This window comes from Luteibacter mycovicinus, assembly GCF_000745235.1.
Taxonomy (GTDB): Bacteria; Pseudomonadota; Gammaproteobacteria; order Xanthomonadales; family Rhodanobacteraceae; genus Luteibacter; species Luteibacter mycovicinus.
The window spans coordinates 4,206,731-4,220,197 of sequence record NZ_JQNL01000001.1 but is presented as its reverse complement, the minus strand read 5'-3'; the positions used below and the strand labels follow the sequence as shown (position 1 = coordinate 4,220,197).

Here is a 13,467-nt window from a genome sequence, read left to right as displayed (position 1 = left end):
GAGTGCGGGCTTGTGTGCGGGTACCGACGTCGCCTTACGGCTTGTTGGCAAACTCGCGGACGATCGGGGCGAGCTTCGGATCTTCCATCGCCATGGCCAGCGTCGCGCGCACGAGGCCCGCCTTGTTACCGCAGTCGTAGCGATCGCCGAAGAAACGATAGGCGAGCACCTTGCCTTCGTCCTTGAGGTAATTGGCGATGGCGTCGGTCAGCTGGACTTCGTTACCTGCGCCCGGGCGCGTGTTCTTCAGGTAATCGAAGATCTGCGGCGGCAGCACGTAACGGCCGACCACGCCCAGCGTCGACGGAGCGTCTTCCGGCTTCGGCTTTTCGACCATCGTCTTGATGATGGTGGTGCGGTCGTTGACCTTCTCCAGCGCATCCACGATGCCGTACTTGTCGGTGTCGGTGGCAGGAACGTCTTCCACCGCGATGACGCCGGCCTTGTGTTCGAAAGCCGCCTCGGCCATCTGGCGAAGCGCACCCTTGCCACGCGACCAGATCAGATCGTCCGGCAGCACCACGCCGAAGTACTCGTCACCGACGACAGCCTGGGCACGCGCGACGGCGTCGCCCAGACCCAGAGCTTCGGGCTGGGTCACGAAGACGCAGCGCACGTGACGCGGAAGAATGCCGCGAAGGATTTCCAGCAGCTCATCCTTGTGCTTTTCGGCCAGCTTCTCTTCCAGCTCGTAAGCCTTGTCGAAGTAGTCCGCGATGGCGTGCTTGTAACGGTTGGTGACGAACACCAGCGTGTCGGCACCGGCGTCCACGGCCTCGTCCACGGCGTACTGGATCAACGGCCGATCGAGCACCGGCAGCATTTCCTTCGCCACCACCTTGGTCGCCGGGAGGAAGCGCGTACCGAGGCCAGCGACGGGAAATACGACCTTGCGCAGGGGTTGGGTCATGCGATGTCTCCACTTTCGTTGCGGCGTAGCGGCAGCACGTTGTCGCTCTGCGGCTCGCTCCAGCGGAACGAAGGCAACAGCTGCGACACGCACCGACGCAGGGTTTCTTCATCGAACGCCGCCACGGCCTCCTCGGCCCTGGCCAGCTGAACCTGAAGCATTTCCCACGAGACCTGGCGATGCTGCGCCTGAAAAATCTTCGCGTGGGTCGTGCTCGTATAATTCTCCAACGGGTGAAACAATTCTTCGAACAGCTTCTCACCCGAGCGAAGACCCGTATAAACAATCTGTATGTCAGAGCCGGGACGCTTGCCTGCCAGACGGATCATCTGTTCAGCCAGATCGCGGATCTTCACCGGGTCACCCATGTCGAGCGCGAAGATCTCGCCACCCTTGCCGAGGGTCGCCGCCTGAAGAATCAGCTGGCAGGCCTCGGGAATGGTCATGAAGTAGCGCGAGATCTCCGGGTGGGTGATCGTCACCGGACCGCCCTGGCGAATCTGCCGGCGGAACAATGGGACCACCGAACCGGCGGAATCCAGAACATTACCGAAGCGAACCGTAATGAAACGTGTAGAGGTATGCGCCGCGAGGTTCTGGCACCAGATTTCCGCCATGCGTTTGCAGGCGCCCATCACCGACGTCGGATTGACCGCCTTGTCGGTGGAGATCAGCACGAACGATGCGGCACCACAGCGCACGGCGGCGTCGGCTACCACGCGGGTGCCGAGCACGTTGTTGCGGAACGCCTCGCGCAGCTGACCCTGCAACATGGGCACGTGCTTGTAGGCGGACGCGTGGAAGACGATCTGCGGCTGTGTCTCCTGGAACAGGCGATTGATCGCCGTGGCATCGCGGGCATCGGCCAGCACGCCGTTGAAGATCAGTTCCGGGTAGGCCGAGGTCAGCTCCTGACCAATCCGATAAAGATTGTATTCGGACATCTCGACCACGGTCAGTGAGGCGGCGCCCAGGCGCGCGACCTGACGGCAAAGCTCCGAACCGATCGATCCGCCACCGCCGGTGACCAGCACACGACCGCCGCTGATGTTCTCGCGGATGGCCGTCCAGTCGAGTTCCACGGCGTCGCGGCCGAGAAGATCCTCGATGGCGACTTCCTTGATCTCGTTGAACTGGGCACGACCGGCGACGACGTCCTCGAGGCGGGGCACCGTACGGAATGGCAGGCCCGTGCTTTCGCAGAAGGCGACGATGCGACGCATCTGCGCGGTCGTGGCGCCCGGTACCGCGATCAGCAGCATCTGGACCGCGACGGCCTTCGACAATTCGGCCAGCTGGTCGACGGTGCCCAGCACGGGGATGCCGCCGATCTGCGCGCCGCGCAGGGCCAGGTTGTCGTCGACGAAGCCGATGACGCTGTAGCGGCTGTCGCGACGCAGGTCGCGAGACAGCGCCTCACCCGCACGATCGGCACCGACGATAAGCACACGCTTGGTCGGCGCCGACTGGAACAGGTCGATACGGCTGTCCTTCCAGAAGCGGTAGCTGAGGCGTGGGACGCCAAGCAGCACCACCAGCACGACCGGATAGACGAGCAGGACCGAGCGTGGCACGCCGTCGAGGCGCGCGTACATGACCATGGCCAGGCCGATGATCAGGGCGCCGATGACGGTCGCGCGGATGATGTTCCAGAGATCGGGCAGACTGGCGAAGCGCCAGACACCTTTATAAAGGCCTGTCCAGTTGAACACCGCACCCTGTACCAGCAACACGATGGGGAATTCCATCGGCAGGTACGAGACCGGTGCCAGATCCGGCATCAGCGCATAGCGCAGCGTTTTTGCAATCCACCAGGCGAGCGCCGCCATGGCCAGGTCGTGCGCGACGACCGCCGTACGTGGATGAATGATGCCGATGAACTTACGCAGAAACATGTCGCTCCCTTCGACGCAAGCCGTAACGCTTGCCAGTACGCCAGACCGCTGCCCCCAACACGTATGTCGCCCCGAAACACACGGGCGCCACCGCCGGGTAGCGGAACGCGATCCATGCGACGGGAACGCAGACGAGAACGTTCCATGCGAGGTAGCCCAGGGCTACCCTTCGATGTGACGAACCCCGCCTCACGAACCACTGGTAGAGGTGTTCGCGGTGCGGAGTGTACCAGCGCGCACCGCGCAGCATTCGCACGAGCAGCGTCAAAGTCGCGTCGATGACGAACGCCGACGAGAAGATCAGCGCCGGCCAGAGTAGGTTCGTGCGCCAGGCCCAGAGCATGGCCGACAGGGCAAAGACCATGAGGCCGAGGGTGGCGCTGCCGACGTCCCCCATGAAAATACGGGCCGGCGACCGGTTGAACCACCAGAAACCCAGCGATGCCGCGGCCATGGCCAACCCCGCACCGGCAATGGCCGGGCTACCGGCCGACCAGGCAAGGGCGGCGGAGGCGGCACCGAAGAAGACGGCCTGCTGCGCGGCCAGACCGTCGATACCGTCCATGAAATTGTGCAGGTTGACGCACCAGACGCCCGCCAGCAGCAGGGGAAGCGCCCACCACAGGCTTGCCGTGGACGATGCCACGGCCACGCACAGCAGCAGGGTCGCCGCCAGCTGAATCAACAGGCGCGGCTTGATCGGCAGTGAACCGTGATCGTCCAGCCAGCCAATGCCGGCGATGGCGATCGTCGCCACGGAAAAGGCGCCAACCGTCGCAGCCCCTGGCGAGACAGGCAACAAAAGCAGTCCTGCCGGCATGCCCGCCAGAGCGCCGAGCACGATGCCGATGCCGCCCCCGCGAGGGGTCGGGATGCTGTGCGAGCGCCGGCGCCCCGGCTCGTCGAGCATGCCGCGTCGATGGGCATAGGCAATCGTGGCGCGGACCGAAGCGAAGGAGACGACGAACGCGGCCAGGACACAGGCGACGAGAGTCGGACCGATACTGATGACGGGCGTCATTCGTTGGCGACGCCATGGATGGGCCGGACCGTACCCCAGCTCTTGCAGCTCGGGCACTGCCAGTGATGGGCCTTGGCGCCGAAGCCGCAGCGGCTGCAGCGATACATCGCCTGCCCCTCGAGCAGCTTGCGGGTGAGGTCGCGCAGGATAAGATAGTTCTCGCGGGCCTCGCCGGAGACCTTGTCCATGGTCGCGTCGATCAGCGCCATCAGGCCACGCACCGACGGACGCTTGCGCAGCTGCCCGGTCAGGAAGTCGATGGCCGTCCGTTCGCCGTCCCTTCCCTCGTACAAACGGGTGAGAGCCAGCACCGGTGAGATACCGTGATAGCGCTCCATGATCTCGCGCAGAAAGGTCTCGGCGCGGTCCATCTGCTGGGAACGCGCGTAGCAGTTGAGCAGCGGCGGCAGAATCTCGGGAACGAACGCGATGTCGGCGGCGATGGCGGCCTCGTAGGAGCCGATGGCACCCGGAAGATCGTCGTCTTCCGACGAAAGACGACCCGCGATCATGTGTGCCCGTACGCAGTCTTGCTGGCAGGCGAACGCTTCGCGGATGTACTCGCGGGCTTCGGTACGGGCGCCATGCTGTCGCGACTGTTCGGCCAGCTCGCAGTAGAACTGCGCGATCATCGCCGACTCATCTTCGCTCGTCATGGTTTCGAGCCGACGCGCGTGGTCGATGGCCTTATGCCATTCGCGCTCGTGCTGATAGATCGCGATCAGATGCCGGAGGGCCGAGGGTGCCAGCGCATCCATCGCGACCAGATCGGAAAACAGGGTCTCAGCGCGATCCAGCAAGCCCGCCCGCATGTAGTCCTCACCCAGCTCGAGCAAGGCCACCGTCTTCATTTCGTCCGAAAGACCCTGCCGGGATACCAGGTGCTGGTGGAGACGAATCGCCCGATCCACCTCGCCGCGCTTGCGGAACAGGTTACCCAGCGCGAGGTGGGTCTCGACCGTGTCCCGGTTGTACTCCGCCAGACGCAGGAACACTTCCAGCGCCTTGTCCTGCTCCTCGTTGAGAAGGTAGTTCAGGCCCCGGAAGTAATCGGAGGAAAGCTCATTGACTCGCTCGCCGGAGCGTCGCGTATGAGTACGCCGGGCAAACCACCAGCCGCTGGCGAAGGCCAGGGGCGGAACGAGCGCCAGCAACCAGATCGGATTCATGCGGTCGTCGCGCTGCCTACCTTGCGTTCCTTGCGCTCGCGACGGCGCAGGCGCCGATGGGCGAACGACGTGCCGAGCCAGGCGGTAAGTCCGCCCAGAATCCAGCCCACGAGCACGGCGGCGAGGATCGTGCCGCCCTTGGGCAGGGAGGCTCTGGCGAAGCCGAAATCGAAGGTCACGAGATCGGCGTTCAGCGCACCGAACACGACGCCCACGGCGACGAAAAGCAATAGGAAAAGTATGACAAGAAGGCGCATTCCCGGACTGTACCCGAATCGTGAACGCGATGGTGCGGCGCAGTTGGCCTTTCATACAGGTTGGCCGGACGGGAATGTCGTCCCCGATGGATGCCACGCGGCACGACGAAGGCCGCCCTTCCCCGCGACCAAAAAAAACGCCGCGTCAGAGCGCGGCGTTGGTTTCCTCGACGAGGTTTACGCGTTCGCGCAATTCCTTGCCAGGCTTGAAATGTGGCACGTGCTTACCCGGTAGGGCAACCGCTTCGCCGGTCTTGGGGTTACGCCCCATGCGCGGCGGACGGAAGTGCAGCGCGAAGCTGCCGAAGCCGCGGATCTCGATGCGCTCACCCGTGGACAGGGCATGGCTCATCTGTTCGAGCACGCTCTTGACGGCGAGTTCCACGTCGCTGAACGCAAGGTGGGTCTGGCGCCGCGCCAGCGCCTCGATCAGTTCCGACTTTGTCATGGGTCCCCTGGTTCCTGTCAAGCAAACAGCGAGGGGCGGCGAACCGCCCCTCGCCCGACGGTTAGTCGGCCTTGTTCATCTGCTCTTTGAGGAGAGCGCCGAGCTTGGTCGTACCACCGGCAGCCGAAGCGTAATCGGCCATGGCGTCAGCCACGTCCTCTTCGTCCTTCGCGCGGATCGACAGCTGGAGCTGACGGCCCTTGCGATCCATACCGGTGAACTTCGCCTCGACGGCATCGCCGACCTTCAGGTGCGTCGTGGCATCTTCCACGCGCTCCTTGGCGATGTCGTTGGCGCGGATGTAGCCTTCGACGCCTTCACCGAGGTCGATGACCGCACCCTTCGCGTCCACTTCCTTCACGGTGCCATTCAGAATGGTGCCGCGCGGATTCGTGGCCATGAACTGACCGAACGGATCCTGCTCCATCTGCTTGATGCCGAGGGAGATGCGCTCACGTTCCGGATCGACCGCCAGAACCACGGCTTCGACTTCGTCGCCCTTCTTGAAGTTGCGAACGAGGTCTTCACCCGAAGCCTGCCACGAGATGTCGGACAGGTGGACGAGACCGTCGATGCCGCCTTCCAGACCGATGAAGATACCGAAATCGGTGATCGACTTGATCTGACCGGAAACCTTGTCGCCCTTCTTGTGCATGGCGGCGAAGGCTTCCCACGGGTTCGAGCGGGTCTGCTTGATACCGAGGGAGATACGACGACGCTCTTCATCCACGTCGAGGACCATGACTTCCGTCTCGTCACCGACCTGCACGACCTTGGCCGGGTTGACGTTCTTGTTGGTCCAGTCCATTTCGGAGACGTGCACCAGGCCTTCGACGCCCGGCTCGATCTCGACGAAGCAGCCGTAATCGGTGACGTTGGAGACCTTGCCGAACAGACGGCTGCCGACCGGGTAACGGCGGGCGATGGCGACCCACGGATCGTCGCCGAGCTGCTTGAGGCCGAGCGAAACGCGGTTGCGCTCGCGGTCGTACTTGAGGACGCGGACGTCCAGCTCGTCGCCGACGTTGACCACTTCCGACGGGTGACGCACGCGCTTCCACGCCATATCGGTGATGTGGAGCAGGCCATCGATGCCGCCGAGGTCGACGAATGCGCCGTAATCGGTGAGGTTCTTGACCACACCCTTGACGACGGCACCTTCGGTCAGACGCTCGAGGAGCTTCTCGCGCTCTTCCGAGAACTCGGTCTCGACAACCGCGCGGCGGCTGACGACGACGTTGTTACGCTTGCGGTCGAGCTTGATGATCTTGAACTCGAGATCCTTGCCCTCGAGGTAAACCGGGTCACGGACCGGACGCACATCGACCAGCGAGCCCGGCAGGAATGCGCGGACGTCCTTGATGTCGACCGTGAAGCCGCCCTTGACCTTGCCGGAGATCTTGCCGGTGATGGTCTCTTCCTTGTCGAACGCCTGCTCGAGGTCGTCCCACACCATCGAACGCTTGGCCTTCTCACGGGAGAGCTTGGTCTCGCCGAAGCCGTCCTCGAGCGCATCGAGCGCGACCTTGACTTCGTCGCCCACTTCCACTTCGAGCGCGCCGTTCTCGTCCTTGAACTGCTCGATGGGGACGATGCCTTCGCTCTTCAGGCCGGCGTTGATCACCACCACGTCGTTGCGGATTTCCACGACGATACCCGTGACGATGGAGCCGGGCTTCAGCTTCGAAATGGCCTGCTGGCTCTGTTCAAACAGTTCGGCAAAACTTTCAGTCATGTTGATTCCAGGGTTATGAAAGGTCGTACCCGGCGCCTGCGTAACATCAATGAACGCGTGCGGACAGGGGACCCACCGGTTGTGGGCGCAATAAGAGGGCCGTTATGGGGCCGCTCCGCGCCGTTGCCAATATCCCGCGCACACTGCGCGGGGGTCGTGCCGGATGCGCCCTTACGGACGCACCACGGCGAATACTCTTTCCACCACCACCTCGATCGGCATGCCGGTGGTATCGATCACCACGGCGCCCTCGGCGGGCTTCAACGGGGCCACGAGCCGCGACGCGTCACGCTCGTCGCGAGCCTCGATCTCTCGTTGAAGGACGGCAAGTGTAACGCTCAGCCCCTTATCCTTCAACTGCTTATAGCGCCTTTTCGCGCGCTCGGCGGCACTGGCCGTGAGGAAGAACTTATGCGCCGCATCCGGGAAAATCACCGTCCCCATATCCCGGCCGTCGGCGACCAGCCCCGGGGCCTTGCGGAAGCCGTGCTGCATGTCCACCAGGGCCTGGCGGACGCTGGGGATCACCGCGATGGCCGAGGCCGCGGCCCCGGCCGTCTCGGTCCGCAGCTCGTCCGTGGCGTTGTGGCCGTTGACCAGAATGTAGGTCTCATCGCCACTGGGACTGGGTTTGAAGCGGATCTTCACGGTCTGAGCGCAGCGCGTCACCGCGTCGACATCGGACAGATCGATGCCCTCCTCGCCCGCCGCGTAGCCCACCGCCCGGTAGAGGGCGCCGGAGTCCAGCAGGTGCCAGCCGAGTTTCTCCGCCACCAGGCGACTGATGGTGCCCTTGCCCGAGCCCGAGGGCCCGTCGATGGTCAGGACAGGAGCAGCAGCCGATGGGGCCATGGGGAAACCTCGTTCGCGAAACGGGCATGATATCGCGTCGACGCCCGGCAGTCGGCGCATGGACGCGACCGCCCTTGCGTGCTACAAGCGCCCGAACGATCGACCAGGCCGCCTTTCCATGTCCGACGACCTCCAGAGCCAGTTCGAGCAGGCTTACCTGGACATCACCCGTCTGGGGCGCCGACCGGACAATGACACGCTGCTGCGGATCTATGCCCTCTACAAACAGGGCTCCGAGGGTGACGCCGTCGGGCCGAAGCCGGGTTTCTTCGATTTTGTGGGCACAGCCAAGTACGAGGCATGGGTGAAGCTGACGGGGATGCCACAGGCGCAGGCGCAAGAGGAATACGTCGCGCTGGTCAGGTCGTTAGGGGCCGAGGGGACGGGCTGATGGCGGTCTCAGGGGGCCCCGGGCCGCCCTGACGAGGGAAGTTCCCACCGAACCGGCGTTCACCGGATAGCGCGGTTCGGCGGGGCACGCCGGTGACTGCTATGAAGCGCGCTGCGCAAGCCACGCCGCAACCGGCAATTCGCCGAACAGACTGGCTACCTCGATCGCCCCGCCGTCGACCCGCCCTTCTCCGAAAACACTCATCCAGCGCCCATCAGGAAGCGTCAGCGACGTCCCCTCCCAGTGATTGGCGCCGATCGCTGGCGCGTCGCTGCCGGCAATCCACTCCGCCGTGTGCCGGGCGACGGCGATGAACAGCCGCTGCCCGCGATGCTCCCGGACGAACGCAAGGACATGCTCCGAGGCAGGGCCTTCCGCCGCCAGAGCGCGATAGCTGCCCCGGGCAAACAGCTCCGGGTGCTCGCGGCGCGTCGCCAGGAGGCGGGCGATTACCGTCTGCTTGATCGCGCCGTCGCGCCAGTGCGTCAACGCCTCGAAGGGAGTCTCCGCCAGTTCGAGGGATGAGGCGCGCGCGAGGAAATCGACCGGTCGCCGGTTGTCGGGATCGACCAGACTGAAGTCCCAGTAATCCGTACCCTGGTAAAGGTCGGGTACGCCGGGCGTCGTCAGTCGCAGGACGGTCTGGGCCAAACCATTCGCCGCGCCAGGCGTGGCGATGTAATTGGCGAAAGCCGCGAACTCCGCCGCGACATCGCTGGACAAGATCGCCCGCAGGAAGTCTTCGCAGGCATCTTCGTAAGGCTCGTTGGGCGACGTCCAGCGCGTCCAGCGCTTGGCCTCACGCAGTGCCTTGCGCTGCCAGGCGGCGATACGCGAGGCGAACCGTTCGACGCCGTCGGTATCGTCGGGCGACAGGTGCAGAGGCCAGGCGCCGACCAGCATCTGGTAAAGCATCAGCTCATCGCCCGCCGAAGGCGCCATGCGCCCATCCGCCCGTTGCCGGAAGTCCGCGTGGCGAACACGCCAGCGCTCCGCGGTGACGACCCAGCGTTCGCTTACCTCCGACAGTACCGCCAGCCGGGCGCGCAGGTCTTCGCCACGCTTGTGGTCGTGCGTCGCCGTCGCCAGCAGGTTGTGCGGCAAGGTATCGGCACGCATGGCACAGCGCGCATGGAAGTCTTCGATCGACATGGCCATACGCCCGGCGTCGACACCCACCTCGTTACGCGAGAGTAGCCGACCGTACCGATAGCCGGCGGTGTCTTCGACGGCCTTGGCGGCCACCGGCGATGTCGCCTGCTGGAAAACCGCGATGGCGCGCTCACGTGCGCGACGTACAGGACCCGGTGGCAGCGATCGGGGCGCTTCGCCGCCAAGCCACGACGACACCAGTTGCAGCAGGTCGCTGTCTTCGAGCCGCAGGGTCCGTGAAGCGCCTTCAACCGCTCGGGCGAAGAAGACCTCGTCGATGGCGTCCCGCCCCGCGCCACCCGCATACGTGCGGTAGACGGGGAAGTGCACCAGCAGCTCGACGATCACCCGGCGTACCGCGGCCAGCGACACGTCGCGCGTGGCGACGTTGGCGCGGGCGGCCGTGAACAGCGCTCGTGCGGTGCGATCGAGCTCGGATTCGAAGCTGTCGACCAGAATCTGCCGGCGTGCCCGCACCGCCTGTGTGCCGAAGTCCGCCGACTCACCGGTGAGCTTGCGCCACAGTTCGGTCAGTGGCGCTTCGCCGCGCTGGCAGTGCAGGACGGCCGAGACCTGGTCCATGAACTCGTAGCCCGTGGTGCCGTCGGTGCGCCAGTCCAGCCGGAGATCTTCGTCTTCGGCCAGGATCTTCTCGACGACGAGATAAGCGGCGTCATGCGGCGCGGAGGGCGGCCGTTGCGTACGCAGCGTTTCCAGCCGATGGCGCAACTGCCGGCAGTAGCGACGCGGATCGGCGAGGCCATCCACATGGTCGCAGCGCACGCCATCGATCAGCCCTTCGGCGTAAAGCCGGAAAATCGTTTTATGCGTATCCTCGAACACCGCCGTTCGCTCGATGCGAAGACCCGCCAGTTCGTTGATGTCGAAGAAACGACGGTAGTTGACCATGTCGCTGGCCAGCTTCCAGAACGCAAGCCGGTAATGCTGCTTTTCGATCAGAGCATGCAGCTTCGCCCTGCCCGTCTCCGTCGATGGGTCGTGCTCGTCGACCGCGTCATCGCCCAGTCCGGCAACGGAGGCTGGCGACAGCGGAAGACGATCGTCGTAGATGCCCAACATCCAGGTATCGCCGCGACGGCGCAGGCGCAGATGCCCCGACTGCAAGGTTTCCTCGTAACCGGCACCGAGGATCGGCAAGAGCACGCGACCGCGAATCAGCGGATCCGGGGCGGTCCATTCGATATCGAAGTAACCCGCGTAACGGCTCTCACGCCCGTTCCGCAGCACGTCCATCCACCAGGCGTTCTCGGTGCCGACGCCCATGTGGTTCGGCACGATGTCGACCACGAGACCCATGCCGTGCTCGCGCAGAGCGACGACCAGGCGGCGCAACGCGTCCTCACCGCCGATCTCCGGGTTGACCTCGTGGCAGTCGACCACGTCATAGCCATGCGTCGAACCCGCACGTGCCTTAAGGATCGGCGACGCGTAGAGGTGACTCGCACCCAGCCGGGCGTAATAGCCGACGACGCCGACCGCGTCGTCCAGAGTGAAGCCCGCATGGAACTGCAGGCGAGCCAGCGCGCGCGGCGGGCTCATGTCCGGTTCCGGGTTTTGTCGATCGCCGCGCAGACCGCGTTGGCAATCGGGCCATCGAACAGGCGGGTGGACGAGTCGGGCATGCGCCGCCGCCAGTTCGGATGAATGGCATCGGTGGGGCCCGGAAGATTCGGCTGCTCATGCAGGCCGAGGATATCCTCCACGGGGAAGATCGCCAGCGGTGCGGGCGCCTGAGACACGTGGCGCGCCGCCGCGACCACAACAGGAGAAATATCGTCCGTCGCGGGTGGCGCGTCCTCGTTCCAGGCCGAGCCCGACGCGCACATCGCACGCCACAGCGCCCCGCGTTCCTTCTCACGCTGCGCCGCTTCGTCGACAGCGGGATCGTCCAGGCCGGTGCGCTTACGCCATTCGACATCGCGCCCGCTCCACCATCCCGCCACGGTCGAGACATCGTGGGTGCTCGTCGTCGCCATGGCATTGTCCGACCATTCGCGTGGCGACACGAAACCGCCGTCCGATGCACGCTCGAACCACAGCACGCGAATACCGAGCACGCCCTTATCGGCGATGGCATGGCGGAAGTCGGCGGGTACGGTGCCCAGATCCTCGCCGATGACGATGGCGCGGTGCAGATGCGACTCGAGTGCGATCAGCCGCAGCATGTCGGTGAGCGGATAGCGCAGATAGGCCCCCTCGGTGGCGCCGGCGCCGTGCGGGACCAGCCACAGGCGTTTCAGGCCGAGCACGTGATCGATGCGGACACCGCCCGAGTGCGCGAGCGCCGCACGCAACATGCCGATGAAGCCACGGAAACCGGTTTCGCGCAAGCCACGCGGGGAGAACGTCGTCAGACCCCAGTCCTGTCCCAGCCGGTTCAGCGCGTCCGGTGGTGCCCCCACCGACAGGCCGCGCAGCATCTCCGCCTGGTGCGCCCACGCATGGCTGCCACCCGAGTCCGCTCCCACGGCGAGGTCGGCGACGAGGCCGATCGCCATGCCTGCGTCACGCGCCGCTTTCTGCGCACCTTCGAGCCCTTGCGCGGCCAGCCACTGCAGCCAGGCGTGAAAGGCCACTTCGCGACCATGCTCGCGCACGAACGAAGCGACCTCGTTGCCGGCCGGGTCGTGGAATTCCGTGGGCCAGCCCTGCCAGCCACCGGGCCGGCCATGTGCGGTGAAATGCCCATGCAGCGCCTCGAAACGTGCGTGCCGCTCGAGCGGCTCGCCCTGCTCCCGCCTGAAAGCGCTGAAACGCTCCGAGTGGGCAAGATCCACCGACGCCCATTCGAACAACGACCGCAGAATGGTCATACGCGCACGGGCCGCGCGCGGCCAGTCGATCAGCTCGAGCCATTCGAGTTCGGCCAGTTCCTGACGCAGGTTGTGCGTGTCGATCACCGCGCGAACGGTCTGCTCACCACTGGTTTTCACCGGGTCGACATACAGACCGTTGAGAAACAGGCGGCTCGACGGCGCGTAGGGGCTGTAACGCTCGGGAGCGGCGGCGAACAATGCATGCAACGGGCTGATCGCGAGCGCATCCGCGCCTTTTTCCGCCGCGGCGCGCGCACAAAGCTCAAGCGCCGTGAAATCGCCGAAGCCGCCATCGCCGGGGCGACGGAGCGCGGACATCTGCACGGCCATGCCCCAGGGTCGGCGCGTACCGGCGACGTCGCCGACGCCAAAGGTTCGCGGCGGTGCGATCGCCAGCGTCACCTCGTCGTCGTCGAGCATCAACGTGTAATAGCCGGGTGTCGAGGGCGCCGCAATACCAGCCTCGCCCGACGGCAACGCGCCCTCGGCCACCTGGCCGCCTTCGCTGTCCAGCAGCTTCCACACGCGACCGCGCGGTACGGGCGGAATGGCTACCTGTGCGCCCGCATCGGCGGTAATCATGCGCGGCGGTCGTCGGCCGCTGCGCTCCTGCTCGAGCAGATGCAGGCTCGAGGAAACATCATCGGCGTTGTCCGCAGGCAGGCCGATCGCGCGAAGCACGGCACGAAGCGTGCTGGCCGGCGTGGTCTGCGGGCGGTCCAGCGCGTCGCGCCAGTCGACATCGATGCCAGCCTGTTCGGCAAGCAAAGCGAGACGATCGTCGAGGGGGGCGTTCACGG

The 13,467-nt window shown here is 65.2% G+C and carries 11 protein-coding genes; 1 reads left to right on the top strand and 10 read right to left on the bottom strand.

The features are described from left to right. Window positions 1-34 precede the first annotated feature (34 nt). The 8 genes from FA85_RS18825 to cmk form a co-directional block, all read right to left on the bottom strand. On the bottom strand, window positions 35-910 hold the full coding sequence (locus FA85_RS18825; protein WP_036113970.1) for a UTP--glucose-1-phosphate uridylyltransferase: 876 nt from the start codon (window positions 908-910) through the stop codon (window positions 35-37). Next, window positions 907-2,805: a polysaccharide biosynthesis protein gene (locus FA85_RS18820; protein ID WP_036113973.1), complete on the bottom strand. Its 1,899-nt coding sequence runs from the start codon at window positions 2,803-2,805 to the stop codon at window positions 907-909. The genes FA85_RS18825 and FA85_RS18820 overlap by 4 nt, the downstream gene beginning before the upstream one ends. Continuing rightward, the gene (locus FA85_RS18815; RefSeq protein ID WP_051943736.1) at window positions 2,792-3,826 is read right to left on the bottom strand and encodes an MraY family glycosyltransferase; all 1,035 of its coding nucleotides are present in this window, start codon (window positions 3,824-3,826) and stop codon (window positions 2,792-2,794) included. Before FA85_RS18815 ends, FA85_RS18820 begins: the two co-directional genes overlap by 14 nt. Further along, the gene (gene lapB, locus FA85_RS18810) at window positions 3,823-4,995 is read right to left on the bottom strand and encodes a lipopolysaccharide assembly protein LapB (protein WP_036113976.1); all 1,173 of its coding nucleotides are present in this window, start codon (window positions 4,993-4,995) and stop codon (window positions 3,823-3,825) included. Before lapB ends, FA85_RS18815 begins: the two co-directional genes overlap by 4 nt. Next, window positions 4,992-5,252, bottom strand: a complete 261-nt coding sequence (locus FA85_RS18805) for a lipopolysaccharide assembly protein LapA domain-containing protein (RefSeq protein WP_036113978.1) — start codon at window positions 5,250-5,252, stop codon at window positions 4,992-4,994. The genes lapB and FA85_RS18805 overlap by 4 nt, the downstream gene beginning before the upstream one ends. Window positions 5,253-5,397: 145 nt before the next feature. Beyond that, entirely contained in the window at window positions 5,398-5,700 is a 303-nt protein-coding gene (locus FA85_RS18800; RefSeq protein WP_036113981.1) for an integration host factor subunit beta, read from the bottom strand. A 61-nt stretch (window positions 5,701-5,761) separates the two neighbouring features. Beyond that, complete coding sequence (gene rpsA / locus FA85_RS18795) at window positions 5,762-7,435, bottom strand: 30S ribosomal protein S1 (RefSeq protein WP_036113984.1); 1,674 nt, start codon at window positions 7,433-7,435, stop codon at window positions 5,762-5,764. 171 nt (window positions 7,436-7,606) lie between these two features. Continuing rightward, window positions 7,607-8,287, bottom strand: coding sequence for a (d)CMP kinase (cmk, locus tag FA85_RS18790; protein WP_081907510.1), 681 nt, complete (start codon window positions 8,285-8,287; stop codon window positions 7,607-7,609). Window positions 8,288-8,405: 118 nt separating this feature from the next. Here cmk and FA85_RS18785 point away from each other — a divergent pair, with 118 nt between their 5' ends. Next, a complete protein-coding gene (locus tag FA85_RS18785) occupies window positions 8,406-8,678 on the top strand; it encodes an acyl-CoA-binding protein (RefSeq protein WP_036117804.1) in 273 nt (90 codons plus the stop codon). Between the two features lie 99 nt (window positions 8,679-8,777). Here the strand turns inward: FA85_RS18785 and treY are convergent, their stop codons facing one another. Together treY and malQ are read right to left on the bottom strand one after the other, a co-directional pair. Then, window positions 8,778-11,390: a malto-oligosyltrehalose synthase gene (gene treY / locus FA85_RS18780; RefSeq protein WP_036113987.1), complete on the bottom strand. Its 2,613-nt coding sequence runs from the start codon at window positions 11,388-11,390 to the stop codon at window positions 8,778-8,780. Beyond that, on the bottom strand, window positions 11,387-13,465 hold the full coding sequence (malQ, locus tag FA85_RS18775) for a 4-alpha-glucanotransferase (protein WP_081907511.1): 2,079 nt from the start codon (window positions 13,463-13,465) through the stop codon (window positions 11,387-11,389). The genes treY and malQ overlap by 4 nt, the downstream gene beginning before the upstream one ends. Window positions 13,466-13,467 lie beyond the last annotated feature (2 nt).